Here is a 24,028-nt window from a genome sequence, read left to right as displayed (position 1 = left end):
TTCTCCGATGACCGCCATGATCGAAGTCACCGACGCGAAGAAGACCTTCACGATGCACCTGCAGGGCGGCATCGAGCTGCCCGTCGTCAGCGGCGTGACGTTCAACGTCAATCCGGGCGAATGCGTCGTGCTGTCGGGGCCGTCCGGCGCCGGCAAGTCGTCGATCCTAAAGATGATCTTCGGCAATTACCGCTGCGATAGCGGCCGCATCGGCATCCGCCATCGCGGCGCGGTGATCGATCTCGCCACCGCCGAGCCGCGGCAGGTGCTCAACGTCCGCCGCTCCACCATCGGCTATGTCAGCCAGTTCCTGCGGGCGGTGCCGCGGGTCGCCACCATCGACGTCGTCGCCGAGCCGCTGATCGTGAACGGCGTGAGCCGGGCCGATGCCCAGGCGCGCGCCGGCGAGCTGCTGCATCGTCTCAACATCCCCGAGCGGCTCTGGCAGCTTCCGCCCGCGACCTTCTCCGGCGGCGAGCAGCAGCGCGTCAACATCGCCCGTGGCTTCATCTCGGACCTGCCGATCCTGCTGCTGGACGAGCCCACCGCCTCGCTCGATGCCGCCAATCGCGCGGTGGTGGTCGAGCTGGTCGCCGAGAAGAAACGCCAGGGCGTCGCCATGGTCGCCATTGTCCATGACGACGAAATCCGTCATTTGATTGCCGATCGTATCGTCGACGTCACCAGCTTTGCCGCCGCCGCCTGAAGGAAGAGGGAAATGAACGCCAAGCCGAAGGAATCCGTGATCGCCAACGCCAGGATCGTGCTGGCCGACCGGGTGATCGAGCAGGGCTGGCTTGCTCTTGCCGACGGACGCATTGCCGAGATCGGCGAGGGAAGGGCGCCCGCGGGTGCCGAGGATGCCGGCGGCGATTTGATCATGCCCGGCCTGATCGAGCTCCACACCGACCATCTAGAAGCGCATTACGTGCCGCGCCCAAAAGTGTTCTGGAATCCGGTCGCGGCCGTGATCTCCTACGACGGGCAGCTTGCCACCTCAGGCATCACCACCGTGTTCGATTCGCTCCGGGTCTGGCGCGAGGACGGCGCCGAGGAAGTCGACGGCCGCGCCGGCGTGCTCGCCGCCGCGATCACCACCGCGCGCGAGGCCAGCCTGCTGCGCGCCGACCACTTCCTGCATCTGCGCTGCGAGATCCCGATGCCGAGCGTGGTCGAGGAGGCCAAGGAGCTGATTGACCGCCCCGACGTCAAGCTGATGTCGCTGATGGACCACACGCCCGGCCAGCGCCAGTTCCGCGACGAGGTCAAGCTGCGCGATTACTACCGCGGCAAGGGCGGCGGCAAGACCGACGCCGAGCTCGACGAGCTGTTCGCGAAGCGCTTCGAATATCAGAGGCTCTATGCCGCGGCCAACATGCGCGAGATCGTGGCGCTGGCGCATGAGTACAGGATTCCGCTGGCGAGCCACGACGACACCACCGAGGAGAACGTCGCGGACGCGCTGCGCGATGGTGTTTCGGTGGCAGAGTTTCCGACCACGCTGGAGGCCGCACGCGCCCTGCATCAGGCCGGCATCGGCATCCTGATGGGTGCGCCCAACGTGGTGCGCGGCGGCTCGCACTCCGGCAACATCGCCGCGGTCGATCTCGCCCGCGAGGGCCTGCTCGACATCCTGTCGTCGGACTACATTCCGTCGAGCCTGCTGATGGCTGCGCTGCAATTGCCCGAGCATGTGCCCGCGATCAGCCTTCCGGCGGCGGTTCAGACCGTGACCAAGGCGCCGGCCGAGGCGGTCGGCCTCACCGACCGCGGCGAGGTCGCGACCGGCAAGCGCGCCGACCTGATCCGCGTGCACATCGCGGGCACCGTTCCCGTCGTCCGCAGCGTCTGGCGCGAAGGACATCGCGTCGCATGAGCGAGACGGCGGCCATGGCGCGGGACGAGGCGGGCGCGATCGGCCCCGGCCGTCTCGTGCTCGTGGTCGGCCCGAGCGGCGCCGGCAAGGACACGTTGCTGCGGCTCGCGCAGGCGGCCTGCAGCGACGATCCCAACATCGTCTTCCCGCGCCGCATCGTGACGCGCGCCTCCTCCGCCGACGAGGACAATGTCGCGGTGAGCCCCGACGAATTCCGCCGCTCGCGCGAGCACGGCGGCTTCGCCGTGCACTGGGAGGCACACGGACACGCCTATGCATTGCCGCGCGACATCAACGACGACATCCGCGCGGGCCGTGCGGTCGTCGCCAACGTTTCGCGCACCGTAATCGCCGCGTTGCGCCGGGCCTATGCCAATGTCGTGGTGGTCGCGATCACGGCGCCGCCGGAGGTGCTGGCGCAGCGGCTTGCCGCGCGCGCCCGGCAAAGCGACGGCAACATCTCCGAGCGGCTGTCGCGCAGCGTCGACGAGGCGTCGGCGCAGGCCGATGTCACCATCGTCAATGCCGGCAGCGCGGAGTATCACAGCCGCCAGCTTGTGCGCGTCATCAAGGGCGAAGGCTGGCAGGAGTAGAGCGTTTTCAAGAGAAGTGGATACCGGTTCGCGTGAAGAAAACGCGTCGAAACAAGTTGCCGGTACAACAAGGAGAGAGCGGAATGACGGTGATCGAAACGGTCGAGCAGCTTGAAGCCATCTACGGCGCCACCAACGACGCCTCGACCGTGAAAGTCGCCGACCACGTCACCCCGCTCTACCGCATCTTCATCGAGAAGGCGCCGTTTGCGGCGCTCGCCACCATCGGGCCCGAGGGCATCGACTGCTCGCCGCGCGGCGACCTGCCCGGTTTCGTTCGCATCCACGATCCCAAGACGCTGATGCTGCCGGATCGCCGCGGCAACAACCGGGTCGATTCCCTGCGCAACATCGTGCGCGACCCACGCGTGTCGCTGATGTTCCTGATCCCCGGCTCGGGCAATGCGGTGCGGGCCAATGGCCGCGCGCATCTCTCGGTCGATCCAGGCTTGCTCGACTCCTTCAAGGTCGAGGGCAAGGCGCCGCGCAGCGTGATGGTGATGAACGTGGACGAGATCTACTTCCAGTGCGCCCGCGCCATCGTCCGCTCCGACCTCTGGAATCCCGACAAGCGCGTGGATCCCAAGACGCTGCCGACGCCGGGCCAGATCCTCGCCGAGATGAGCCAGAACACGGTCGGCGGCGCGGAGTACGACCGCATCTGGCCCGAGCGTGCGGCCGCGACGATGTGGTGAAGGTTACTTACCCTCTCCCCTTGCGGGAGAGGGTGGCATAGGCGGCCTTCGGCCGCCGTTCTTAGAACGCCGATGCTTTGCGTCGGCTATGGCAAAGCGGCGAGACGGGTGAGGGGTATCTCTCCTCACGAGAAGTGTTGCACGCCGATAGAAACCCCTCATCCGGCGCTTCGCGCCACCTTCTCCCGCAAGGGGAGAAGGGAACGGAGATTGCCGCTTCCGCTCCCGTCTAGTGAGCGACCATCTTCCGCTGATTCGACTTTGTAGGGTGGGCAAAGGCGCACTTGCGCCGTGCTCACGCATTCTCACCAATCACACGCAAATCGTGGGCACGCTTCGCTTTGCCCACCCTACGGAACTGCGCCTCTGGCGATCGTCATGCCCGGGACTAGCCCGGCCATGACGGCGTGTATGCTCTCTAATTGAACGCCATGCCGCCGCTCAGCGCGACCGTCTGGCCGGTCATGTAGGCGTTGTCCACCAGCAGCATCACGGCTTTCGCCACCTCGTCCGCCGTGCCGAAGCGGCCGAGCGGGATGCGGCTGACGAGCTGGGGCTGGCCGCTCATCATGTCGGTCTCGATCAGCGACGGCGCCACCGCATTGACGGTGATGCCGTCCTTCACCAGCCGCGCGGCATAGCCGCGCGTCAGTCCCTCCATGCCGGCCTTGGATGCATTGTAGTGCGGTCCGATCGAGCCGGCGCCGCGCGCGGCGCCGGAGGAGATGTTGACGATGCGGCCCCATTTCCGCGCGCGCATCGAGGGCAGCACGGCCTGCGTACACAGGAAGACCGATTTCAGGTTGACCAGGATGGTGCGGTCGAAATCCTCCTCGCTCAAATCGTCGATCCCCCGCGTGATCGCGATGCCGGCATTGTTGACGAGAATGTCGATCGGCCCGAGCCCGGCCGTGACGCGCTCGACCATGCCGGCCAGGGCCTCGGCTTTCGAGACGTCGGCGGCAACCACGATGGCGCGGCCGCCCTGCTTGACGATCTCGCCGGCAAGCTGCTCGGCCTGGCCGATCTGCTCGCGGCAGTTGATCGCCACCGCCGCGCCCGATGCGGCCAGCGCGCGACAGACGGCTGCGCCAATTCCGCGCGAGCCGCCGGTCACCAGCGCAGTGCGCCCTTTCAGATCGTTCGCCATCTCTGCACCTCCCGATTCCTTTGTTCCGTGGCTGCTGGAAACGTATCACACCAGCCGCGCGCGGGCGTTGAACTCATCGCGAGATGAATCCGGCTGCCGGTGCTTGCCGCGGGAGAAGCGGCCCGGCGTGGGGCCTTCAAATATGGATAGGCATTTCATTGACCAATCGCGCCGACCGCTCGATAGTCGAAGCATCGAAACTGCTCCTCAGGCCCAAGCCGCACCATGAGAACCGATCACCAGCGCAATCAGAACGACATGCAGGCATGCATGACGCGGCGCTGTTTCTCGGCGGCAACGGGCGCCTGTTGTTGTTGCTGATCATCTCCCAGCAGCACCTCATACCAAAATTCCAAGACTTGAACTTCTAAGACAGGAACGCCGAGTTTCGGCGAACGAGCAGCCATGTCCCAGACCCAGTCGAACGCCTACATCATCGAGATCCACGACCGCGCCGCCGGCATCATCACGAGAGATGAGCGCGGCTTCCGCTTCTTCTCCTCCGAGCGCCTGTTCGACAGCCTCGAAGGCCGCCAGTTCCGCTCCGCGCGCGAGGCCGAGCGAGCGGCGCGCGCCGTGTTCTCCGAACGCAGCCGCCGCGCGAATTCCCACCTCTTCGCCAACTGACCCACCGAAAGGACCGCGTCATGATCACCCGACGACACATTCTGGCAACGACCCTGTTGCTTGCGACGGCCCTCGCGGCTCCCGCTCGCGCCGAGGACAAGCCGGCGGAAATCCGCATCGGCACGCAGAAGGGCGGTTTCTTCCCTGCGGTGCGTCAACGCCAGACGCTCGAGAGCGCCTTCAAGCCGCTCGGCATCGAGATCAAGTGGATCGATTTCCAGTTCGGTCCGCCGCTGCTTGAGGCGATCAATGTCGGCAGCGTGGATTTCGGCTTCGTTGGCGATACGCCGCCGATCTTTGCGCAGGCCGGCGGCGCCAAGATCCGCTACGTCGCGGCGGTGAAGTCCGAAGGCGACAACCAGGCGATCATCGTGCCGAAGGATTCGCCCATCAAGTCGCTCGCCGATCTCAAGGGCAAGCGTGTCGCCTTCGGCAAGGGCTCGAGCGCGCACAATCTCCTCGTGGCTTCGCTCGAAAAGGCCGGCCTGTCCTGGTCCGACATCACGCCGGCGCCGCTCGCGCCTGCGGATGCAACGGCGGCCTTCGTCAAGGGCTCGGTCGATGCCTGGTCGATCTGGGATCCGTATCTGGCGCTTGCCGAGCTGAAGGAGAGCGCGCGGGTCCTCGTGTTCGACAAGGACATCCATAAGCCAAACGCCTTCTACATCGCCAACACGGATTTCGTCGAAAAATATCCGTCGCTGGTCGCCAGGCTGAACACGACGTTTGCGTCCGAAGGCAAGTGGGCGGAAGCACATCACGAGGAGGTCGCAAAGGCCCAGTCCGAGGCGACCGGTGTCGACATCGAAGCCGTCAGGCGCTTCGTCAATCGCTCCAGCTATAGCGTGGTTCCGCTCGATGCCGAGGTGATCAAAACCCAGCAGGCAGTCGCCGATCGCTTTGCAAAGCTCGGCCTGATCCCGAAGCCGGTCAGCGTCTCCGATGTCGTCTGGAAATGGACGCCGGGGTCCTGAGGCAAACGAGATGTCGTCATGCCCGGGCTTGTCCCGGGCATCCACGTTCTTTGCGGCCAGGCCTGGATGGCCGGGACAAGCCCGGCCATGACGCCCGTGGAGGCTATCGGGTCATGCGATAGCCATCGTCTCCTGAAGCGGCTCAGCCTGTCAGCGCCGCCAGCAATTCGTCCGGCCGCTCGGCCATGATCATGTGACCGGCGCCAGGCACCACGACGGTCTTCGCATGCGGGATCGCGGCGGCGAGCGCCTTGCCGGCCTTGGCCGGTGTCATCATGTCCCGCTCGCCCAGGATCAGCGTCGTCGGCACCTTCACGCTTCCCGCGGCGGCAAGCGCATTCGTATAGGCATTGCAGGCCGACAAATCCCTGAACAGCACGCCCGGCTCGCACGCCTTCAGCACCGACTGCGCGCCGCCATGCATCCACAGGCCCGGCGCGAGGCTGCCGCCGAGCTCGGCGTTGAAGCCGAGGCCCCAGATCGAGACCATGTCGTTGGCATCCTGCGAATTGGCCTCCGCTGCCTTCAGCAGGTCCGGGCCGACCGTCATGGTCGCGGCGGTGCCGATCAGGCTCAGCTCGGAGACCTTGTCGGGGTGCCGCGCCGCGGTTTCCAGCGAGATCAGCGATCCCATGGAATGACCGATCAGATGCGCCTTCGCGACGCCCGCCGCATCGATCAGCGCGGCCGTCCAGTCGGCCATCTCCGCGATGGTCGAGAGCGAGGGGCCGGCCGTGCGGCCGTGGCCGGGCAGGTCGGGCGCGAGAACGGAGAAACCATGATGCGCGAACCAGCGCGTATGCAGCGCCCAGGTCGAACGGTCGAAGCCGGCGCCGTGGATGAACACGACCGCGGGCAGGGACTTGTCGAAGTCGCGGCCGCCGGTTGCGACAAACACATCGTTGCCGTTGACGGAAAGCTTCATGGTGTCAGGCCTTTTGCGAGATGCGCAGCGCTTGGTTGAGATCGTCGATGATGTCGGAGGCGGTCTCGATGCCGACCGACAGCCGCACCAGCTCCTCGCCGATGCCGGCGGCCTTCAGCTGCTCGGCGTCCATCTGCTGATGCGTGGTCGAGGCCGGGTGGATCACCAGCGTCTTGGCATCGCCGACATTGGCGAGATGGCTGATCATGCGTAGCGACTCGATGAACTTACGCCCGGCGGGCCGGCCGCCCTTGATGCCGAAGGAGACGATCGAGCCGGCGCCGCGCGGCAGCAGCGTCTTGGCGAGCTGATAGTCCGTGTGGTCCTCGAGCGAGGGATGCAGCACCCAGTCCACGGCCTTGTTGGACTTCAGCGCCTCCAGCACCAGATGCGTGTTTTGCACATGCCGGTCCATGCGAACGCCGAGCGTCTCGACGCCTTGCAGCAGCTGGAACGCGTTGGTCGGCGACAGGCAGGCGCCGAAATCGCGCAGGCCCTCGGTGCGGGCGCGCATGATGAAGGCGCTCGTGCCGAACTGCTCGTCGAAGACAATGCCGTGATAGCCGCCATAGGGCTCGGTCAGCACGCCGAACTTGCCCGATGCGCGCCAGTCGAAGTTTCCGCCGTCGACGATGGCGCCGCCGATCGCGATGCCGTGGCCGCCGATCCATTTGGTCGCCGAATGCATGACGATGTCGGCCCCGAGTTCGATCGGGCGGCTGAGGTACGGCGTGGCGAAGGTGTTGTCGATCAGCAGCGGAATCTTCGCGTCGTGCGCGATCTGCGCGATCTTGGGGATGTCGAGGACTTCCAGTCCGGGATTGCCGATGGTCTCGCCGATCACGAGCTTGGTGTTCGGCTTGATGGCGCCCCGGAACGCCTCGAGATCGCGCGGCTTCACGAAGGTCGTGGTGATGCCGAAGCGTGGCAGCGTGTGTGCCAGCAGATTGATGGTGCCGCCATAGAGCGAGCTCGAGGCCACGATGTGGTCGCCGGCATTGAGCAGCGTGGCGATGGCGAGATGTAGCGCGGCCATGCCGCTCGCGGTGCAGATCGCGCCGACGCCGCCTTCGAGCGCCGCGAGCCGCTCCTCCAGCACGCCGGTGGTCGGATTGGAGATGCGCGTGTAGATGTGCCCGGCGCGCTCCAAATTGAACAGCGCGGCGGCGTGGTCGGAATCCTGGAACACGTAAGACGTGGTCTGGTAGATCGGCACCGCGCGGGCGCCGGTCGTGGGATCCGGATGCTGGCCCGCATGCAGGCTCAGGGTCTCGAAGGCAGGCGGTTTCGGTGCGGGCATGCGTGGCCTCGTTGGTCGGTCGGCGAGGCGGCTCTTGTGCCACAAAATGGCGTGTCACGTCAGCCATTGACACCTCACAAGAGGTCGTCATGCCCGGGCTTGTCCCGGGCATCCACGTTCTTTGTGCCGCGAGAGAGCCGTAGATGGCCGGGACAAGCCCGGCCATGACGCTGTGGCAGCTCTGGTGCGCCCAACGCTCCAGACGCGGAAGAAGTTTGGCCTACCCCCCGATCGCCTGCTCGATGATCCGCGCCTCCCGCAGCAGGATCTCGACAACTTCCTGCTCGCGGCGGGGGCCGAGCCTCGTTCGAACGGCGGAGACAGTCATCGCCGCCGCGGGGCGTCCATCCGGCGTCTTGATCCAGGTCGAGATCGACTTCGTGCCCTGCACGAGGCCGATTTCTCGCATGCCGTATCCGAGCCGCCTCGCTGCGGTGATCTCGCCCATCACGGTCGCGACGTCGGTCCGGTAGGATTCGAAGCGCTTCTCGTTGGCTGCGACGATTTTTCGCGCGTCCTGCGCCGGCATGGCGGCGAGGATGGCGACGCCCGCGCTGGAGACACCGAGCGGGCGGCGCGCACCGACCTCGATCGACAGCACCTGGATCGGATAGATTCCGATCCTGCGGTCGACGCACAGCGTGTCGTTTCCGGTGCGCACCGTCAGGAACAGCGTGTCGCCGATCTCCGCGGAGGCGCGGCGCAGCGAGGGATTTGCCGCAACCAGCAGCCGCGACGGCCGCGGCCGTGCCAGCGCGAGCTCCGGGACCTGGTTGCCGATCGCGTAACGGCCGGTACGCTCGTGCCGTTCGACGATGCCTTCCTCGATCAGCACATGCACGATGCGATGCACGGTCGGACGGGTGAGGCCGGTCGTGCGCACCACCTCGGCCAATGGCACACCGTCCTCGCGGCCTGCGGCAAGAATGCGCAGCACCGCGAGCGCGCGCCGGATCGCCTGCGCGCCCTGTCGCGGTTCCATAGCATTGCGGGCCAATCTGGTTCTGTCCATAATATGGACGAGAACGCCACAATTCTCTCGACAGGTAAAGTGCGCATCTGGAGATTGCGCCGCGATCGGGATGCCGTGCGCGACGTCATCGGCACCCGGTATGGAATTGGAAGGGCTGCTGGGAGGTTAACATGAGATTAATCTGGATTGCCATCGCTGTCGCAACTGCGATGCTGGCGGGCCCCGCCTCTAGCCAGCAATGGCCGGCGCGCAACGTCAAGCTGATCGTGCCGTATCCCGCCGGCGGCAATGTCGACAGCGCCGCGCGCATCGTCGCCGACAAGCTGCAGGAGAAGCTCGGCCAGCCCTTCATCATCGAGAACAAGGCCGGCGCCGGCGGCATGATCGCGGGCGAGGCCTTCGCGAAGTCCGCGCCCGACGGCTATACGCTGTTCGTCGGCGCCAACGGCCCGGTGCTGTTCGCGACCGAGATCAACAAGCGCGACGCCTATAACTGGAAGAAGGACTTCCTGCCGATCTCGACCATCTCGATGACGCCGCTGGTGCTCGAGGTGCATCCCTCGGTGCAGGCCAACAATTTCAAGGAATTCATCGACCTCGCCAAGCGCGAGCCCGGCAAGCTGACCATGGCTTCGCCCGGTCCCGGCACCACCAACCATCTCCTCAGCGAGCTGATGCAGTCGAACCTCGACCTGCAATGGGTCACCGCGCACTACCGCGGCAATGCGCCGGCGATCAACGATCTGCTCGGCGGCCAAGTGCAGTTCGCATTCGACCAGCTCACGGTCAGCCTCCAGCACATCAAGGCCGGCCTGTTCCGCGCGCTCGCGGTGACCAGCCCGCATCGCCTGAAGTCGCTGCCCGACGTGCCGACCTTCGCCGAGCTCGGCTACAAGGATTTTGACGGCCAGACCTTTACCGGCCTGTTCGCCCCCGCGGGCACACCGGCGCCGGTCGTGGAGAAGCTGCACGAAGCCCTGGTCGCGATCCTGAAGGACCCCGGCGTGGTCGACAAATTCGAGAAACTCGGCGGCGAAGCCACGCCGATGACGCCGGACGAGTTCAGGGCCTATCTCGAGCGCGAGGACGCCAAGTGGATTCCGGTCGTGCGCAAGGCCAACATCAAGGCTGACTGATCGCATGCGGATCGATCCCACCGAGCTTGGCGCGGAGCGCATCTACCGCCTGATGACCGGCATCGTGGTGCCGCGCCCGATCGCGTGGGTCACGAGCCTGTCGAGCAAGGGCGTGCTCAACCTCGCCCCGTTCAGCGCCTTCACCTTCGTCTCGCAGAAGCCGCCGATGCTGGCCATCAGCGTCGGCCGCAAGGGCGCGGACTACAAGGACACCGCGCACAACATCCTCGACACCGAGGAATATGTGATCCACATCGCCGATACCCCGCTGATGTCGGCGGTGCACGACAGCTCCGTCGAGCATCCGCCCGAGATCAGCGAGGTCGAGCATCTCGGGCTCGAGACCATCCAGAGCGAGCGTATCAGGGTGCCGCGCCTTGCCGCCGCGCCCGTGGCGATGGAATGCCGCTTCCGGCAATGCCTCGAATTCGGCGACGCCAAGAGCCGGCTCATCGTCGGCGAGGTCGTGATGTTCCATGTGCGCGACGGCCTCGTCAACGACGGCAAGGTCGAGACCAAGGCGCTCGACCCGATCGCCCGCATCGGCGGGCCGCGCTACGCCCGCCTCGGCGAGATCGTGACGCTCAACACCGTGTTCCAGACGCCCAAATCGAAAGACTGAGCGCGGGCCGGCCGATCCGCCCAGCCGCCTCAAGATCATCGGAGGAAATCACAATGCGACTCCTGAGCTATCTGCTGGACGGCGAGGCGCGCTATGGCGCGGCCGTTGACGGCGGCGTGGTCGATCTGACCCGGCGCATCGGCCGCGACTATTCGGACGTGAAGGCGCTGATCGCGGCCAATGCGCTCGCCGACGCGCAGGAAGCCGTCGCCGGACAGAAGCCGGACCATGCGCTGGACAAGCTCGTCCTGCTGCCGCCGGTGCTGGCGCCGGAAAAACTCTGGTGCATCGGCGTCAACTACGCCGAGCGCAACGCCGAATACAAGGACAATTCCGACCTGCCCAAATATCCGAGCCTGTTCGTGCGCAGCATGTCCTCGATGACGGGCTCCGGACAGACGCTGGAGAAGCCGAAGGTTTCCGAGCAGCTTGACTATGAAGGCGAGCTCGTCATCGTGATCGGGCACGGCGGCCGCCACATCAAGCGCGAGCAGGCGTGGTCGCACATCTTCGGCATGACGCTGTGCAACGAAGGCACGATCCGCGACTGGCTGCGCCACGGCAAGTTCAACGTCACGCAGGGCAAGAATTTCGATCGCTCCGGCAGCATCGGTCCCTGGATCGTCACCGCGGACGAACTCGATCCGCGTGGACCGCACGACATCATCACCCGCGTCAACGGCGAGGTGCGGCAGCAGGACACCACCGAACGACTGATGTTTCCGTTCGACTATCTGATCTCCTATCTCTCCACTTTCGCCACGTTGAAGCCCGGCGACATGATCGTGACGGGCACGCCGACCGGGGCGGGGGTCCGCTTCGATCCGCCGCGCTGGCTGAAGGTCGGCGACGTCGTCGAGGTCGAGTCCAGCCGCATCGGCGTGCTGCGCAACACCGTCGCCGCGGAGCAGTAGACCATGCTGGACGCCGCCACGATCGAACGCCTTGCCGCGCGCCTCGACGAAGCCGAGCGCACCAAGACGCTGATCAACATGTTCACGAAGGACTATCCCGATTTCAGCATCGAGGACGCCTATGCCACCCAGCGCGCCTGGACCAGGCTCCAGCTCGGCCGCGGCCGCGTCATCAAGGGACACAAGATCGGCCTGACCTCCAAGGCGATGCAGAACGCGGTCGGCATCAACGAGCCCGATTACGGCGTGCTGTTCGCCGACATGTTCTATGCCGACGCCCAGCCGATCCCGTTCGACCGCTTCCATGCGCCGCGCATCGAGGTCGAGCTCGCCTTCGTGCTGAAGGCGCCGCTGCGCGGACCCGGCTGCACCATCTTCGACGTGCTCAACGCCACCGACTACGTGACGCCCGCGCTGGAGATCCTGGAGACGCGCATGCATCGTGTCGACCCCGAGACGGGCAAGACGCGAAAAGTCATGGACACCATCTCGGACAACGCCGCGAACGCCGCGCTGGTGCTCGGCGGCCGGCCGATCCGTCCGATGGATGCGGATCTGCGCTGGATCGGCGCGCTGCTGTTTCGCAACGGCGAGGTCGAGGAGACCGGGCTTGCCGCCGGCGTGCTCAACCATCCCGCCAACGGCATCGCCTGGCTCGCCAACCGCCTCGCGCCGCACGACGAATATCTCGCCGCCGGCGAGGTGGTGCTGGCGGGATCGTTCACGCGTCCCGTCGACATCCGCCGCGGCGACACCTTCCATGCCGACTACGGCGCCTTCGGCTCGGTGTCCTGCCAGTTCGTCTGAACCAATAACAAGAGGAAGCGCATCATGACCGGTCAATCGCGGCGCAGGAGCATCCACATCGGCGGCTTCAAGCACGTCAATCCGATTCCGAACGCCTGCCGGATCGGCAATCTCGTGATGTCCGGCGTGATCCTCGGCCGCGATCCCGCGACCAACGCGATGCCGGAAAGCCTGGATGCGCAATGCGCCAACATGTTCGCGCATATGAAGGCGACGGTGGAGGCCGCCGGCGGCACCACGGACGACATCATCAAGATGACGGTGTGGCTGAAGGACCGCACGCAGCGCGGGCCCGTCAATGTCGAGTGGCTGAAGATGTTTCCGGACGAGCATTCGCGCCCGGCGCGCCACGCGCTGCCGATGGACAACATGGATGGCGGCGCGCTGGTGCAGTGCGACTTCACCGCTGTGATCGACTGAGGAGCTTTGCGCATGCCGACCTATCTGCCGTTCGATCCCAATCCGCGCCGCCCAAGCAAGGCGCCGCCGCCCAAGACCATCGACAGCCAGTTTCACGTGCTCGGGCCGATCGAGAAATATCCGGAGCGTCCCGGCGCGGCCTACCGGATGCCGAGCGCGACTTGGGAAGCGGCGCTGCGCATGCACAAGACGCTCGGCATCGAGCGCGGCATCATCGTGCAGACCACGACCTATGGCGCCGACCATGCCGTCGTGCTCGACGGCCTCGCCGCGATGGGCCCGAACTATCGCGGCTGCGCCAACGCGCTGGTGTTCGCCGAAGCGAACGATTCCTATCTGTCCAAGCTGCATGATGCCGGCGTGCGTGGCGCGCGCTTCAGCTTCCGCCAGGAGCTCGGCGCGGTGCTGTCCGATGCCGATTTCGCCCGCGCCATCGCGCGCATCCGCGAGCTCGGCTGGTACGTCAAGATCCAGCCGGAGAAGGACGGCATCGTCTCCAGCGTCGCTAAGTACGAGAACCTCGACGTGCCCGTGCTGATCGATCACATGGCGCGGCCCTTGCCCTCGAACGGCAAGGACGATCCCAACCTGTGCAAGATGCTCGAGCTGCTCAAGAAGGGCAATTTCTGGGTCATGCTGTCGCTTGGAGAGAAGACCTCGCAGACCGGCGCGCCTTACGACGACGTGATCCCGATCGCGCGCGCCTATATCGAGGCCGCCGTCGACCGCTGCGTCTGGGCCAGCGACTGGCCGCACCCGGTCTCCGTCAAGCAGCCGCCGAACGACGCCGATCTGCTCGAGCTGATGTATCGCTATGTCGCGGATGAGGCCGAGCTGAAGAAGATTTTGGTGAGCAATCCGGCCAAGCTGTTCGGCTTTCCGGACTAGTCGCGGCGTCCACGATCGGGGGGCTGCATGGTGATCGTCTCGGCGCAACGAAGAGTTCGGCTTGGTGCGGCGCTAGCCTGCATCGCAAGCGCTGCGTCCGCCGCTCCTGCGGCGGCCGGCAACGACAGCTTCCCGCCCGTGACCGCATGCGAGCGGCTGCGAGCGGAAGCGGGTCCGGCGATGCGCATCAGCGAGGCGCAGCCCCGGCCGGCGGCGGGCGGCCTTGCCGCGCATTGCGAGGTGATCGCGTATCTCGATGAGCGGTCCGGCGCCGAGGGCCAGACGTTTGCCATCGGCCTGCATCTGAGACTGCCCGACACATGGAACGGCCGGTTCGTGTTCCAGGGACAGGGCGGCACCGACGGCGTTCTCGGCAATGGCCATGCGCAGCCCGGTGGCGGACAGCCGAGCGCGCTCAACCAGGGCTATGCGACCGTGACGACGGATGCCGGTCACAGCAATGCGGCGGGTCCCCTCGGCGGCGCCAGTTTCGGCCTCGACCCGCAGGCGCGGATCGATTTCGGCTATCGCGCCGACGACGTCGTGACGCGGCAGGCCAAGCGATTCATCGAGGCCTATTACGGCCGCCTGCCGAGCTATTCCTATTTCCTGGGCTGCTCCAACGGCGGGCGGCACGGCATGGTGATGACGCAGCGCTTCCCCGGGCATTTCGACGGCGTCGCCGCCGGCGCGCCGGCCTTTCGCATGCCCGAGAAGGGTCTTGCCGGGGCCGCTTCGACGCAGGGCTTTGCGGCGATCGCGCCGAAGGCGCCGGACGGCCGCCCCATCCTGGCGCAGGCCCTGTCTCAGGCCGACATGGAATTGCTGGCGAAGGCGGTGGTTCAGTCCTGCGATGACGGCGATGGCCTTGCCGACGGCATCATCGACAATGGGCCCGCCTGTCGCTTCTCGCCGCGCAGCCTGCAATGTACCGGCGAGAAGACGGCAAGCTGTCTTTCCGCTGAACAGGTCGCGGCGCTGGAACACCATTTCCAGGGGCCGACCACGGCGCAGGGGCGCCGCGTCTATGCGCCCTATCCCTATGATTCGGGCCTCGCCACGGCCGGATGGCGGCGCTGGATTCTCGGCACGGCGCCCGACAGCCGCGTCAACGCCTTCAACGTGTCCTTTGGCGCGACGCTGGCCTATCTCTACATGACGCCGCCGCACGCGCCGCTCGCCAATGATGCGGATGCCGTCTACGATTTCTACCGCACCGTCGACGTCACGGCCGCCCATGCGCGCATCTTCGGCACGAGCGCGGCGATGCCGGAGTCCTCCGTGCGGACGATCTCGGCGAATTCAGTCGATCTCTCCGCCTTCCGCGCACGGCGCGGCAAGCTGCTGCTCTATCACGGTGTCAGCGATCCCACCTTCTCTGCGCTGGATACGCTCGACTGGTACAAGCGGCTGACCAATGTGGCGGGAGGGGAGAAGGAGACGGCCGGATTCGCGAGGCTCTTCCTCGTGCCCGGCATGAACCATTGCTCGGGCGGGCCTGCCACCGACAGCTTCGACGTGCTCACCCCGCTGGTGAACTGGGTCGAGCAGGGCCGCGCGCCCGACAGCATCGCGGCGCGCGCGGGCGCGACGACGCCCTGGCCGGAGCGCAGCCGGCCGCTATGCCCCTATCCGCGCCAGGCCCGCTATCTCGGCCATGGCAGCATCGAGCAGGCCGAGAACTTCGCCTGCACAGCCCTTGAGGTGCCGTGAGGCTCGCGGCGTGCGAGGTTCACCCCACCGGCCGCTTCGTCAGCCGATCCCGCACCTCGGCGGCGATCTCGAACGAGCGCAGCCGCGCGGCGTGGTCGTAGATTTGTCCCGTGGTCATTAACTCGTCTGCGCCGGTATCGGCGATCAGCGCCCTGAGCCTCTCTTCGACGATGTCAGGCGTGCCGACCGCGGTGCAGGACAGCGACTCGCCGACCATGGACTTCTCGACCGGCGACCACAGCGCGTCCATGTCGTCGACCGGCGGCGGCAGCGGTCCCGGCGTGCCGCGGCGCAGATTGATGAACTGCTGCTGCAGCGAGGTGAACATGCGCCGCGCCTCGGCGTCGCTGTCCGCCGCGAACACGTTGACGCCGACCATCGCATAGGGCTTGTCGAGCTGCGCTGACGGCTCGAAGCGCGCGCGATATTCGCGCAGCGCCGGCATCATCAGCTGCGGCGCGAAATGCGAGGCGAAGGCAAACGGCAGCCCGAGCATGGCCGCAAGCTGCGCGCCAAACGTGCTCGATCCCAGGATCCACAGCGGCACCTTCGTTCCCATGCCCGGCACGGCGCGGATCGCCTGGTTCGGTTGCACATCGCCGAGCAGCGCCTGCAATTCCAGCACGTCATGCGGAAAATTCTCGGACGTGGTGGCAAGGTCGCGCCGCAGCGCCCGCGCGGTGAACTGGTCGGTGCCTGGCGCGCGGCCGAGCCCGAGATCGATCCGCCCGGGAAAGAGCGACTCCAGCGTTCCGAACTGCTCGGCGATGACCAGCGGCGAATGGTTCGGCAGCATGATCCCGCCGGAGCCGACGCGGATCGTCTTCGTGCCGCCTGCGACATGGGCGATCACCACCGATGTCGCCGCGCTCGCGATCCCCGTCATGTTGTGGTGCTCGGCCAGCCAGAACCGCTTGAAACCCCATGTCTCCGCATGCTGGGCCAGATCGAGCGAATTGCGGAACGCCTGGGCGGCATCGCCACCCTGACGGATGGGCGCGAGGTCGAGCACGGAGAAGGGGATCATGCGAGGTACCGGTGAGGAGCGCAACGCGCCGGGGCTGCATATGTAATAGCGTCCGGCCCGAATGTTAGCGTTGCAGTGCGGACGGGACACGGGCGCAAGGATGCCATTCGGAATTGTCGTGGGTGACCGGCGAACCGCCCGGATGCTGTTTTGCCCGGCGGGCATTCGGCGCAGGTTTGACCTACGTCAACATGCGAGACCTCGCCTCATCCTCAGTTCCGGCATTGCTTGCCTCGATGTCCTTGCTGGAGAGGTATGATGGCCGATCCGACCAAGCTCTCGGTTGAGAAAGCGCTGGAAAAGATACGTCAGCGTGACGAGCCGAAATCAGAGAATTCGAGCCTCGACGAAAAAACCGATGCTCTCAACGCGGAGATAAAGCGTATGCGGGCACAACGGCTCCGCCTCGAACGACAACAGGGCAAGCGTAGCTGAGCGCCGCCGTTCCCGGCGGTTGGACAAGGGCGTATTCCGGAAACACCCCCGCCGCCCGACTGCGGCGACGCGGCCTGCATGCCCGTTCACAACACTGTTATTGCGGCCCATGGCGCCCAAGGTCTCAACTGGGCGTTTTGCGTTTGTTGCTGTACCCTTGGCGGTGCCACTGCAAGGCCCGCCCGGAGGATCTGACATGACGATTGTCGTACTCAACCGCCGCAATCTCCTGGTCGCCGGCGGGTCCGTCCTCGCAACCGGCGTCCTGGCAGCCGGCGTTCCCGGCCTGCTGCTGCCCGCCCGCGCCGACGGTCTCGCTCCGACCGAAACCATGTCGGGCGGGGCGAACAATTACCGCAAGGGCGCGGCGATCGTGGACCGCATCGGCAAGGGCGGCTTCTGGATGAGCGGCACCGTCCGCCGCGCCGGCGACGGCGCTCCGCTCGCCGGGCAGCGCATCCAGATCTGGGCGCACACCGTCGAAGGCCAGGAGCACGAGCCGCAGAGTCACGGTGCCACGCTCACCGACAAGGACGGCAAATTCCGGCTCGAGATGCCGCAGATCATTCCGATCTTCGGCCAGCCGCATGGCCATCTCGCCTATGACAGCGGCGAGTTCAAGACCGTCTTTCTGCGGCCGGTGATGCGCAGCCCGAAGGACACCAGTCTCGAAGCGCATTTCGTGCTGCAGACCGCCTGACGGATTGCGAATGACGGGGTGGGCACTGGCCCGGGTGATCCTGATCTGGGCCGCTCTTGCCGTGGCCATTGGCGTGCCGATCGCGTTCGCTGCGGGAAGCGAGCAGCTCGCATGGCGCGGTCCGGTCTACATTCTCGCCGGCTTTGCAGGCATCGTCGCGCTCGGTCTCGTGCTGGCTCAGCCTCTGCTGATCGGCGGATATCTGCCGGGGTTCGCGGCCTATCGCGGCCGGAGGGCCCATCACTGGATCGGCGGCGCGCTGGTCCTCGCGGTGGTGATCCATGTCGCCGGCCTCTGGATCACCAGCCCGCCCGACATGATCGACGCGCTGACCTACGCATCGCCGACGCCGTTCTCGCCGTTCGGCGTGACCGCGATGTGGGCCATCTTCCTCGTCGCGCTGCTCGCGTCGCTGCGGCGACGACTGGGCCTGCGGCCACGAACCTGGCGCTTCCTTCACATGCCGCTCGCGCTCGTCATCGTCGTCGGCAGCGTCGCCCATTGCCTGCTGATCGAGGGAACGATGGAGACGATCTCCAAGGCCGCGCTGTGCACCCTCGTGCTCGCGGCGACCGCAAAAGCGATGATCGACCTTCAGGTGTGGCGAAAGCGACGGGCGCTGCGCGGGGAGGGCACCGCGCGGCAATAAAGCTCGTAGCCCGGATGGAGCGAAGCGCAATCCGGGCCAGCGTCCGCGATGAACGACCCCGGATTACGCTTCGCTCCATCCGGGCTACGCCGCCTTTCAAACGCATCGACGGCGTCAGCGCCGATGTAGGCTTTCCTTGCCGCAGTTTGCGGTGGGGCGTAACGTCGCGCGATGGTTGCCATTGCTCCCGATCTCAAGGCGTTCCTGCTCGCGACGCCGTTCTTCGGCGGTCTTCCGGAGCCGAGCCTCGACCTCCTCGTCTCGATGCTGGTCGAGCGTCGCTTCGATGCCGGCGCGACCGTCGTCGCGGAAGGCGAGGCAGGACGTTCGATGTTCATCGTCAAATCCGGCCGCCTCGCGGTGAGCAAACGGGCGACCGCGGGAAGCGTTGTCCCGATTTCCGTTCTGTCGGCTGGCGATTTCTTCGGCGAGATGACGCTGATCGAAATGCAGAACCGCTCGGCCACCGTGCTCGCGGAAGCACCGACGGTGCTGTACGAGCTGACCGCGCAGAATCTCTATGCTTGCTACAAGACAGACATCCACGCCTATGTGATCGTCCTGCAGAACATCAATCGCGAGCTCTGCAGAAGGCTGCGCCGTTCCGACGATCGCTTCGCCGGGCGGCTGGAGCGGGACGACGATTGATCGTAGCGTAGGATGGGTAGAGCGCAGTGCGTAGGATGGGTAGAGCGCAGCGAAACCCATCATGCCTCGGCACCGAACAAGTACGCTTCGCTCCGGCCGGGCTACGTCACCAAATTTGCAACCGGTAAGACCGATGTGAGGCCATGAAACTCGTTAGTCGCGACGGGCAATCCTTTGAACTTCAAATCCTTGGGTATGAATTTCCTCATTTTGAGACGGCCGAATACGATTCAAATTGGCTGGTCGTCGCTGGCGAGGTTGGCCATTCAAGGGGATCGTGGCGGTTCACTCACCCGTGCCTTCTCACTTACGAAGCCGCGGGGCTGGCAACCTGGATGGATGCGGTAGCGGATACCGGCTCATGTTCTGATACTTGTGGTTTCATCGAGCCCAATCTCGAATTTCGAGCATTGTTGAACCTCGAACAACCAGTGCTCCGGGTGTACTTCAACCTCGAAGCGCGGCCGTCATGGGCGTCGAACCCGGGTGCCGGATTGGAAGATCTTTGGGTCGAATTTCCGATAGGAGAAATCGACCTAAGGTCGGCTGCGCAACAGTTGCGCGCCGAATTGAAGCAATACCCACAGCGGGCGACGCGGTAGCGCGGATGAGCAAGGCACTTGCGAAACCCATCATACCTCGGCACCGAGCAAGCGCTTGATGGGTTTCGCTACGCTCTACCCATCCTACGAGCTGCGGGCCGGCTCGCCGGCGCAGCTACAGCAGCGCCAATGAGTGCAGCGAGTTTCGATGAAGGCCGAAGGCAACGAGGCCGGAGAGAAGCAGCGCAGTCGCGGCGCTGGACGTCACGACTTGTCGTGCGCGTACTTCTCCAGCAGCAGCCGATTATATTCGTCTCTCACGGCTCTCTTCGAGACATGCCCTTTTCGATCCTTGGCAATCTTCAGAAGATCAGGATCGGTCGGTGCCCGCGATTTCCGCCTGAACCTCGCAAAGAGTGGGGTCGCAGACGCCGACGTCCTTCCAAACAGCCCGTCAAACCATCCCATTGTGTCCTCCCGGACAGGACCGCGAGACATGAGACTATCACCATGAATTTGGAGGGCAAACGGACATGCGACCGCAGCGTCCCGAACGGCTTGCTACGAGTTGCGATGCAGCAGGTTCGTAGCCCGGATGGAGCGCAAGCGTAATCCGGGGTTGTCGCCCGCGGATGCGACCCTCCCGGATTGCGCTCCGCTCCATCCGGGCTACGGTGTCCTCGCTCACCCCAACGAGCTGATCGAACAGTGAGGCTGACGAGCTTTCACCGGAAATGGCAGTGCGTAGGATGGGTAGAGCGCTTGCGAAACCCATCATGCCCCGGCATCGAACAAGCCCTCGATGGATTTCGCTTACGCCTATCCATCCCGCGAGCTCGTAGCCCGGATGGAGCGAAGCGCAATCCGGGACGACTGCCTCCGCGGCTGACGGCCCCGGATTGCGCTTCGCTCCGGGCTACAGCTACAGCAACGCCAATGAGTGCAGCGAGTTTCGATGAAGGCCGAAGGCAACGAGGCCGGAGAGAAGCAGCGCAGTCCCAGTCACGATCAGGCAACACGCAATCACTATTGGAGCCTCTGGTTCGTCATCGATGACGAAGACGATAATAGATAAAATTTTACCGACAATCGAAAGGAAGAATTAACCTTACCTGGGCGGCCAGGACGCCGGCATCCGGTCTTCGGATAGATCGGCGTGCGTAGGATGGGTAGAGCGCAGCGAAACCCATCATGCCTCGGCACCGAACAAGCCCTCGATGGGTTTCGCTTGCGCTCTACCCATCCTACGAGCTTCGGATGGATCGGCGGGCTTGCCTTCCCATGCATGGCGGATCTGCCCGTCGGGCAAAACACCCCGAATCCCGTCAATCCCTCCCATCAAAAATATTCCGCTTTACCGAAATTCGGAATCGCGGCATTGCTTCGCCATCCCGGTCCCCGGAGAGGGGCGATCGTACGTCGCAGCGAGCGTGGATCGGGGTGCGGTGGACGTGGGCTGCGTCGGGCACGCGAAGGCGAGACCAGGGCGAGATGAACCTCGTGAGGTCGGCCGGCGTGCAGACGGACGGCGCCGCCAGCGTACGGCAAAACCATGTGGTCCTGACCGTCGTTGCTACGGTCAAGCCTTGCGGAGATGGCTTTGGGCTCAACCGGGTCTGGAGACATCGTCAATTCGCGAGGCGACGGAGGCCAGAAGGAACTCGGCTCCGGGGAGAGCAGGCATAAGCCGTCAAACCACTGCGCAGGGAAGGCCGTGTGTTGGGCTTCACCTGTATGCCGCTGTGCAGTTTTCTGCGTGTGCTTTCGCACAGTGGACCGTGGGTGCCAGCCGGCACCCGGTCTTCCCTGCGCCCTCTTCACAGAGGAGGGTCAAGGAAAACAGCAAAACTCGGGCGCCGAGTGCCGCGAGAACGCTGAATCATGTCCGATTGAACCGAGGAGAATGGTGCTGCCAGACAGGATTGAACTGTCGACCTCTCCATTACCAATGGAGTGCTCTACCACTGAGCTACGGCAGCATGTGCTGGGATCAGAATCGGCCGCCACAGGGGCCTAACCAAGCGGGCCGATATCTGCCACAAGCCCCCCTCCTGTGCAAGCTTGCAAGGCCGGTCAAAACGAGAAAATCGGGCCGATATCGAGGCCAAAATGCCCGTTTTCGTTCGAAACGGCGGACTTTTCCCCGATTTGCGGGCCGATGTCCCCGCCCAACTGGCCAGTTGGCCCGGGGCGCGGATTCGATCCATTTCGAGTTTCGCACGATCGGTTCGCGTCCGGCCTCTTGAGCTGCCATGTTCGTTGGGCATGTTATGGCCGCTCGCTGCAATGGACCTTTGATGACTGACCGGAACGACAGAAGCGCGAAACAAGGCGGGTCATCCCGGGACGACCGGCTGAAATCGGCGCTGCGTGAGAACCTGAAGCGGCGGAAGCTGCAGGCGCGCGAGCGCGCCGCCGCCGAGCCCTCGCAGAATGACGATGGTTCCCTAGATGAGGGGACCGCCGGCAAGACTGGCGATTGAAGTCCCGGCGAATGGATGCCGGCGGCTAGATTTTTGAATGGACGGGAATGACGATGGCGCAGGACGAGGTGCAGAGAACCGACAGGGAGGCGCTGATGGCGCAATTCACGCGTCCCGAGCAGACCTTTCCGACGCTGACACCTGCCGAGATCGAGCGCCTGCGCCATTTCGGCGAGGTTCAGCACTATAAGGACGGCGTGCTGCTGTTCGAAACCGGCCAGCCCGGGCCGGGCATGTTCGTGGTGCTGGCGGGGCACGTCGCCATCACCCAGCGCGACGGTCTCGGTCACGTCACCCCGGTGATCGATCAGGGGCCGGGACAGTTTCTCGCCGAGCTCGGTCAGCTCTCGGGCCGGCCGGCGCTGGTCGACGGCCGTGCCGAGGGCGATGTCGAGGTGCTGCTGGTGCCGCCGGACCGGCTGCGCGCGCTGCTGGTGGCCGAAGCCGAGCTTGGCGAGCGCATCATGCGCGCGCTGATCCTGCGCCGGGTCAATCTGATCCAGGGCGGCATCGGCGGCCCCGTGCTGATCGGGCCGTCGAACTCCGCCGGCGTGGTGCGTCTGCAGGGCTTTCTCACCCGCAACGGCCAGCCGCATCATCTGCTCGATCCCGCCAGCGAGCATGATGCCGCCGAGCTGATCGCGCGCTATTCGCCGAAGCCGGAGGATTGGCCGCTGGTCGTTACCGCCGGCGGCACGGTGCTGCGCAATCCCAGCGAGACCGAGCTCGGCCGCGCCATCGGCATGATCGGCGGTGCCAAGGACAACCGCATCTACGACGTCGCCATCGTTGGCTGCGGACCGGCGGGGCTCGCGACCGCGGTCTACGCGGCCTCGGAAGGCCTCTCGGTCGCCGTGGTCGACACCCGCGCCTTCGGCGGCCAGGCCGGCGCCAGCGCGCGCATCGAGAACTATCTGGGTTTCCCGACCGGCATCTCCGGCCAGGCGCTGGCGGGCCGCGCCTTCACCCAGGCGCAGAAGTTCGGCGCCGAGATCATGATCCCGATGTCGGTGAGCTCGCTGGATTGCTCGCGCGCCAACGGCAGCTTCGCACTGGCGCTGGATTGCGGCGACACCTTGCGTTCGCGCGCGGTGGTGGTCGCGAGCGGCGCGCGCTATCGCCGTCCCGACATCGAAAACCTCGACAAGTTCGAGGGCCGCGGCGTCTGGTACTGGGCATCCCCGGTCGAGGCAAAGCTGTGCGCGGGCGAGGAGGTGGCGCTGGTCGGTGCCGGCAATTCGGCGGGCCAGGCGGCGGTGTTCCTGTCGGGTCACGCCAAGCGCGTGCTGATGATCATCCGCGGCGGCGGCCTCGGGGCCAGCATGTCGCGCTATCTCATCGAGCGCATCGAAGCGACGCCGAACATCGAATTGATGTTCAACACCGAGATCACCGCGCTCGAGGGCGATGACACCTCGCTGCTGCGGCGGATCCGCTGGAAGAGCCGGCTGTCGGACGACGAGGATTCCGCCGACATCCGCAACCTGTTCCTGTTCGTCGGCGCCGATCCCGCCACCTCGTGGCTCGACGGCTGCGGCGTGACGCTCGATCGCGGCGGCTTCGTCGTCACGGGCGCGCAATCCGAGCTGAACCAGGGCAAGCTGGTGGCGCCGCTCGAGACCTCGGTACCCGGCGTCTACGCCGTCGGCGACGTCCGCTCCGGCTCGGTCAAGCGCGTCGGCGGCGCCATCGGCGAAGGCGCCCAGGTCGTGGCCTCCCTGCACGGCTATCTCGGCGACGCCGCAAAACCGGCGCTTTAGCCAAGCAGAAGGCAAGGGAATGGCAAGCCGAATGAGGCTTGCCATCGCGTAGTGTCATGCGTGACTATCTCCCCTCATCCTGAGGAGCGCGCAGCGCGTCTCGAAGGATGAAGGCCCGGAACGATCAACCGGGCCTCTATGGTTCGAGACGCGTGCTCCGCACGCTCCTCG

The 24,028-nt window shown here is 65.6% G+C and carries 26 protein-coding genes and 1 tRNA gene; 20 read left to right on the top strand and 7 right to left on the bottom strand.

Translation table 11 applies throughout. From position 1 onward, the window contains the following. Positions 1–7: 7 nt before the first annotated feature. The 4 genes from phnL to JQ617_RS17290 all read left to right on the top strand — a co-directional run bounded on the left by phnL (position 8) and on the right by JQ617_RS17290 (position 3,164). Positions 8–706: a phosphonate C-P lyase system protein PhnL gene (phnL, locus tag JQ617_RS17305; RefSeq protein ID WP_186467635.1), complete on the top strand. Its 699-nt coding sequence runs from the start codon at positions 8–10 to the stop codon at positions 704–706. Positions 707–718: 12 nt separating this feature from the next. Then, on the top strand, positions 719–1,876 hold the full coding sequence (locus JQ617_RS17300) for an alpha-D-ribose 1-methylphosphonate 5-triphosphate diphosphatase (RefSeq protein WP_212027338.1): 1,158 nt from the start codon (positions 719–721) through the stop codon (positions 1,874–1,876). Next, the gene (phnN, locus tag JQ617_RS17295; protein ID WP_212027337.1) at positions 1,873–2,469 is read left to right on the top strand and encodes a phosphonate metabolism protein/1,5-bisphosphokinase (PRPP-forming) PhnN; all 597 of its coding nucleotides are present in this window, start codon (positions 1,873–1,875) and stop codon (positions 2,467–2,469) included. The genes JQ617_RS17300 and phnN overlap by 4 nt, the downstream gene beginning before the upstream one ends. Before the next feature lie 83 nt (positions 2,470–2,552). Continuing rightward, a complete protein-coding gene (locus JQ617_RS17290; RefSeq protein WP_212027336.1) occupies positions 2,553–3,164 on the top strand; it encodes a pyridoxamine 5'-phosphate oxidase family protein in 612 nt (203 codons plus the stop codon). A 418-nt stretch (positions 3,165–3,582) separates the two neighbouring features. Here the strand turns inward: JQ617_RS17290 and JQ617_RS17285 are convergent, their stop codons facing one another. Continuing rightward, on the bottom strand, positions 3,583–4,314 hold the full coding sequence (locus JQ617_RS17285) for an SDR family NAD(P)-dependent oxidoreductase (RefSeq protein ID WP_212027335.1): 732 nt from the start codon (positions 4,312–4,314) through the stop codon (positions 3,583–3,585). Positions 4,315–4,562: 248 nt separating this feature from the next. After that, the gene (locus JQ617_RS17280; RefSeq protein ID WP_212027334.1) at positions 4,563–4,721 is read right to left on the bottom strand and encodes a hypothetical protein; all 159 of its coding nucleotides are present in this window, start codon (positions 4,719–4,721) and stop codon (positions 4,563–4,565) included. Here JQ617_RS17280 and JQ617_RS17275 point away from each other — a divergent pair. Then, positions 4,720–4,941: a hypothetical protein gene (locus tag JQ617_RS17275; RefSeq protein ID WP_212027333.1), complete on the top strand. Its 222-nt coding sequence runs from the start codon at positions 4,720–4,722 to the stop codon at positions 4,939–4,941. The two genes, JQ617_RS17280 and JQ617_RS17275, sit on opposite strands and share 2 nt — an antisense overlap. Before the next feature lie 20 nt (positions 4,942–4,961). Beyond that, positions 4,962–5,915 carry a sulfonate ABC transporter substrate-binding protein gene (locus JQ617_RS17270; RefSeq protein ID WP_212027332.1) on the top strand — a complete coding sequence of 318 codons (954 nt, stop codon included), beginning with the start codon at positions 4,962–4,964 and terminating at the stop codon, positions 5,913–5,915. Positions 5,916–6,057: 142 nt separating this feature from the next. Here the strand turns inward: JQ617_RS17270 and JQ617_RS17265 are convergent, their stop codons facing one another. From JQ617_RS17265 to JQ617_RS17255, 3 genes are all read right to left on the bottom strand, one after another. Continuing rightward, positions 6,058–6,840: an alpha/beta fold hydrolase gene (locus tag JQ617_RS17265; protein ID WP_212027331.1), complete on the bottom strand. Its 783-nt coding sequence runs from the start codon at positions 6,838–6,840 to the stop codon at positions 6,058–6,060. A 4-nt stretch (positions 6,841–6,844) separates the two neighbouring features. Then, on the bottom strand, positions 6,845–8,140 hold the full coding sequence (locus JQ617_RS17260; RefSeq protein WP_212027330.1) for an O-acetylhomoserine aminocarboxypropyltransferase: 1,296 nt from the start codon (positions 8,138–8,140) through the stop codon (positions 6,845–6,847). Positions 8,141–8,360: 220 nt separating this feature from the next. Then, a complete protein-coding gene (locus tag JQ617_RS17255; protein ID WP_212027329.1) occupies positions 8,361–9,152 on the bottom strand; it encodes an IclR family transcriptional regulator in 792 nt (263 codons plus the stop codon). Positions 9,153–9,283: 131 nt separating this feature from the next. Between JQ617_RS17255 and JQ617_RS17250 the strand changes: the two genes are divergently transcribed. The 7 genes from JQ617_RS17250 to JQ617_RS17220 are packed head-to-tail and all read left to right on the top strand — an operon-like array spanning position 9,284 to position 15,613. After that, entirely contained in the window at positions 9,284–10,249 is a 966-nt protein-coding gene (locus JQ617_RS17250; RefSeq protein ID WP_212027328.1) for a Bug family tripartite tricarboxylate transporter substrate binding protein, read from the top strand. Positions 10,250–10,253: 4 nt separating this feature from the next. Further along, a complete protein-coding gene (locus tag JQ617_RS17245; RefSeq protein ID WP_212027327.1) occupies positions 10,254–10,871 on the top strand; it encodes a flavin reductase family protein in 618 nt (205 codons plus the stop codon). Positions 10,872–10,924: 53 nt separating this feature from the next. Beyond that, on the top strand, positions 10,925–11,785 hold the full coding sequence (locus JQ617_RS17240; protein ID WP_212027326.1) for a fumarylacetoacetate hydrolase family protein: 861 nt from the start codon (positions 10,925–10,927) through the stop codon (positions 11,783–11,785). 3 nt (positions 11,786–11,788) lie between these two features. Next, positions 11,789–12,592, top strand: a complete 804-nt coding sequence (hpaH, locus tag JQ617_RS17235) for a 2-oxo-hept-4-ene-1,7-dioate hydratase (RefSeq protein WP_212027325.1) — start codon at positions 11,789–11,791, stop codon at positions 12,590–12,592. Between the two features lie 24 nt (positions 12,593–12,616). After that, positions 12,617–13,012, top strand: coding sequence for a RidA family protein (locus tag JQ617_RS17230; RefSeq protein ID WP_212027324.1), 396 nt, complete (start codon positions 12,617–12,619; stop codon positions 13,010–13,012). A 12-nt stretch (positions 13,013–13,024) separates the two neighbouring features. Next, complete coding sequence (locus JQ617_RS17225; RefSeq protein ID WP_212027323.1) at positions 13,025–13,900, top strand: amidohydrolase family protein; 876 nt, start codon at positions 13,025–13,027, stop codon at positions 13,898–13,900. A gap of 27 nt (positions 13,901–13,927) precedes the next feature. Next, complete coding sequence (locus tag JQ617_RS17220) at positions 13,928–15,613, top strand: tannase/feruloyl esterase family alpha/beta hydrolase (protein ID WP_212027322.1); 1,686 nt, start codon at positions 13,928–13,930, stop codon at positions 15,611–15,613. Positions 15,614–15,632: 19 nt separating this feature from the next. On the opposite strand, the gene JQ617_RS17215 is transcribed toward JQ617_RS17220, so the two are convergent. Further along, a complete protein-coding gene (locus JQ617_RS17215) occupies positions 15,633–16,640 on the bottom strand; it encodes an LLM class flavin-dependent oxidoreductase (protein WP_212027321.1) in 1,008 nt (335 codons plus the stop codon). A 258-nt stretch (positions 16,641–16,898) separates the two neighbouring features. On the opposite strand from JQ617_RS17215, the gene JQ617_RS17210 reads away from it, so the two are divergent. The 5 genes from JQ617_RS17210 to JQ617_RS17190 all read left to right on the top strand — a co-directional run bounded on the left by JQ617_RS17210 (position 16,899) and on the right by JQ617_RS17190 (position 19,674). Beyond that, the gene (locus tag JQ617_RS17210; RefSeq protein ID WP_186467634.1) at positions 16,899–17,075 is read left to right on the top strand and encodes a hypothetical protein; all 177 of its coding nucleotides are present in this window, start codon (positions 16,899–16,901) and stop codon (positions 17,073–17,075) included. A 196-nt stretch (positions 17,076–17,271) separates the two neighbouring features. Continuing rightward, complete coding sequence (locus JQ617_RS17205; RefSeq protein ID WP_212027320.1) at positions 17,272–17,775, top strand: peptidase associated/transthyretin-like domain-containing protein; 504 nt, start codon at positions 17,272–17,274, stop codon at positions 17,773–17,775. Positions 17,776–17,785: 10 nt separating this feature from the next. Next, positions 17,786–18,424 (top strand): ferric reductase-like transmembrane domain-containing protein, encoded by a 639-nt coding sequence (locus JQ617_RS17200; RefSeq protein WP_212027319.1) that lies wholly within the window; start codon positions 17,786–17,788, stop codon positions 18,422–18,424. Between the two features lie 171 nt (positions 18,425–18,595). Continuing rightward, positions 18,596–19,072 carry a cyclic nucleotide-binding domain-containing protein gene (locus JQ617_RS17195; RefSeq protein ID WP_212027318.1) on the top strand — a complete coding sequence of 159 codons (477 nt, stop codon included), beginning with the start codon at positions 18,596–18,598 and terminating at the stop codon, positions 19,070–19,072. Between the two features lie 143 nt (positions 19,073–19,215). Further along, positions 19,216–19,674 (top strand): WapI family immunity protein, encoded by a 459-nt coding sequence (locus tag JQ617_RS17190; protein WP_212027317.1) that lies wholly within the window; start codon positions 19,216–19,218, stop codon positions 19,672–19,674. Between the two features lie 1,844 nt (positions 19,675–21,518). On the opposite strand, the gene JQ617_RS17185 is transcribed toward JQ617_RS17190, so the two are convergent. Beyond that, a tRNA-Thr gene (locus tag JQ617_RS17185) sits at positions 21,519–21,593 on the bottom strand. Positions 21,594–21,911: 318 nt separating this feature from the next. Here JQ617_RS17185 and JQ617_RS17180 point away from each other — a divergent pair. Beyond that, positions 21,912–22,097 (top strand): hypothetical protein, encoded by a 186-nt coding sequence (locus JQ617_RS17180; RefSeq protein WP_212027316.1) that lies wholly within the window; start codon positions 21,912–21,914, stop codon positions 22,095–22,097. 53 nt (positions 22,098–22,150) lie between these two features. Then, positions 22,151–23,857 carry an FAD-dependent oxidoreductase gene (locus JQ617_RS17175; protein ID WP_212027446.1) on the top strand — a complete coding sequence of 569 codons (1,707 nt, stop codon included), beginning with the start codon at positions 22,151–22,153 and terminating at the stop codon, positions 23,855–23,857. Positions 23,858–24,028 lie beyond the last annotated feature (171 nt).

The sequence above is a fragment of the Bradyrhizobium sp. KB893862 SZCCT0404 genome (assembly GCF_018130885.1).
Classification (GTDB): Bacteria; Pseudomonadota; Alphaproteobacteria; order Rhizobiales; family Xanthobacteraceae; genus Bradyrhizobium; species Bradyrhizobium stylosanthis.
Note: the sequence above shows the minus strand (reverse complement) of the source record. Positions and strands in the feature narration are given on the sequence as shown.

Coding starts and splice junctions, on each gene's coding strand:
- JQ617_RS17245 (WP_212027327.1), top strand. CDS start 10,254: ATGCGGATCGATCCCACCGAGCTTGGCGCGGAGCGCATCTACCGCCTG.
- JQ617_RS17255 (WP_212027329.1), bottom strand. CDS start 9,152: ATGGACAGAACCAGATTGGCCCGCAATGCTATGGAACCGCGACAGGGC.
- phnL (WP_186467635.1), top strand. CDS start 8: ATGACCGCCATGATCGAAGTCACCGACGCGAAGAAGACCTTCACGATG.
- JQ617_RS17290 (WP_212027336.1), top strand. CDS start 2,553: ATGACGGTGATCGAAACGGTCGAGCAGCTTGAAGCCATCTACGGCGCC.
- JQ617_RS17205 (WP_212027320.1), top strand. CDS start 17,272: ATGACGATTGTCGTACTCAACCGCCGCAATCTCCTGGTCGCCGGCGGG.
- JQ617_RS17215 (WP_212027321.1), bottom strand. CDS start 16,640: ATGATCCCCTTCTCCGTGCTCGACCTCGCGCCCATCCGTCAGGGTGGC.
- JQ617_RS17250 (WP_212027328.1), top strand. CDS start 9,284: ATGAGATTAATCTGGATTGCCATCGCTGTCGCAACTGCGATGCTGGCG.
- JQ617_RS17230 (WP_212027324.1), top strand. CDS start 12,617: ATGACCGGTCAATCGCGGCGCAGGAGCATCCACATCGGCGGCTTCAAG.
- JQ617_RS17180 (WP_212027316.1), top strand. CDS start 21,912: ATGACTGACCGGAACGACAGAAGCGCGAAACAAGGCGGGTCATCCCGG.
- JQ617_RS17260 (WP_212027330.1), bottom strand. CDS start 8,140: ATGCCCGCACCGAAACCGCCTGCCTTCGAGACCCTGAGCCTGCATGCG.
- JQ617_RS17275 (WP_212027333.1), top strand. CDS start 4,720: ATGTCCCAGACCCAGTCGAACGCCTACATCATCGAGATCCACGACCGC.
- JQ617_RS17200 (WP_212027319.1), top strand. CDS start 17,786: ATGACGGGGTGGGCACTGGCCCGGGTGATCCTGATCTGGGCCGCTCTT.
- JQ617_RS17225 (WP_212027323.1), top strand. CDS start 13,025: ATGCCGACCTATCTGCCGTTCGATCCCAATCCGCGCCGCCCAAGCAAG.
- hpaH (WP_212027325.1), top strand. CDS start 11,789: ATGCTGGACGCCGCCACGATCGAACGCCTTGCCGCGCGCCTCGACGAA.
- JQ617_RS17210 (WP_186467634.1), top strand. CDS start 16,899: ATGGCCGATCCGACCAAGCTCTCGGTTGAGAAAGCGCTGGAAAAGATA.
- JQ617_RS17190 (WP_212027317.1), top strand. CDS start 19,216: ATGAAACTCGTTAGTCGCGACGGGCAATCCTTTGAACTTCAAATCCTT.
- JQ617_RS17300 (WP_212027338.1), top strand. CDS start 719: ATGAACGCCAAGCCGAAGGAATCCGTGATCGCCAACGCCAGGATCGTG.
- JQ617_RS17195 (WP_212027318.1), top strand. CDS start 18,596: ATGGTTGCCATTGCTCCCGATCTCAAGGCGTTCCTGCTCGCGACGCCG.
- JQ617_RS17265 (WP_212027331.1), bottom strand. CDS start 6,840: ATGAAGCTTTCCGTCAACGGCAACGATGTGTTTGTCGCAACCGGCGGC.
- JQ617_RS17220 (WP_212027322.1), top strand. CDS start 13,928: ATGGTGATCGTCTCGGCGCAACGAAGAGTTCGGCTTGGTGCGGCGCTA.
- phnN (WP_212027337.1), top strand. CDS start 1,873: ATGAGCGAGACGGCGGCCATGGCGCGGGACGAGGCGGGCGCGATCGGC.
- JQ617_RS17270 (WP_212027332.1), top strand. CDS start 4,962: ATGATCACCCGACGACACATTCTGGCAACGACCCTGTTGCTTGCGACG.
- JQ617_RS17175 (WP_212027446.1), top strand. CDS start 22,151: ATGGCGCAGGACGAGGTGCAGAGAACCGACAGGGAGGCGCTGATGGCG.
- JQ617_RS17280 (WP_212027334.1), bottom strand. CDS start 4,721: ATGGCTGCTCGTTCGCCGAAACTCGGCGTTCCTGTCTTAGAAGTTCAA.
- JQ617_RS17285 (WP_212027335.1), bottom strand. CDS start 4,314: ATGGCGAACGATCTGAAAGGGCGCACTGCGCTGGTGACCGGCGGCTCG.
- JQ617_RS17240 (WP_212027326.1), top strand. CDS start 10,925: ATGCGACTCCTGAGCTATCTGCTGGACGGCGAGGCGCGCTATGGCGCG.